The sequence below is a fragment of the Flavobacterium pokkalii genome, from assembly GCF_014596575.1.
Classification (GTDB): Bacteria; Bacteroidota; Bacteroidia; order Flavobacteriales; family Flavobacteriaceae; genus Flavobacterium; species Flavobacterium pokkalii.
Genome location: NZ_NASZ01000068.1, coordinates 1 through 537, shown reverse-complemented (window position 1 = coordinate 537; position 537 = coordinate 1). Strand labels below are relative to the sequence as shown.

Here is a 537-nt window from a genome sequence, read left to right as displayed (position 1 = left end):
TTTTCTATCGATGATAGATTTTCGCACATATGCCAAGGTATCATTAGTTGTACCTTTAAAATTTTTTAATTTTTGATATTTTGGAATCGTTGTGGTTTCTCTTAAAACTTTATCAGTTGTTGGGGTTACGCTTTTACAACCCAGCAAAAGTAGTAGTATAAGTGGGATAATATATGTTTTCATTTTTATTTTATTAAATATTTATGGACAATCTGATTTAGTAAATGTACAATTTCCATTCTCATCTTGAACTTTTGTACCCTGTATTTGTTTAAAATCGGTGCTATTGGCTGGAGCTTTTAATAAATTAATACCTGCTTCTGCCATTACTACAGCGTTAGCTCTTTCTTCCGCAACAGCATCACTTAAACCAGAGTTTTTAAAACCTAGATACGCGTCGTTATATAAATCTTCCATAGGTGAACCTGGTTTATAATTTTCATTCGATTGATTCTCACTTGCGGGATAGTTTGATAGAAAAGAGTCAAGGGCAGCAGGGTCTGTAACCACCATCGCATAGGTAGAGCCATCTGCCGC

The 537-nt window shown here is 34.5% G+C and carries 2 protein-coding genes; both read right to left on the bottom strand.

All coding sequences use genetic code 11. The annotated features are described in order from the left end of the window. A partial coding sequence (locus B6A10_RS16310) for a hypothetical protein (protein ID WP_188221718.1) occupies positions 1-183 on the bottom strand: 183 nt, incomplete at its 3' end. An 18-nt stretch (positions 184-201) separates the two neighbouring features. After that, positions 202-537, bottom strand: a 336-nt coding sequence (locus B6A10_RS16305) for a hypothetical protein (protein WP_188221717.1), incomplete at its 5' end; no start/stop codon positions are given.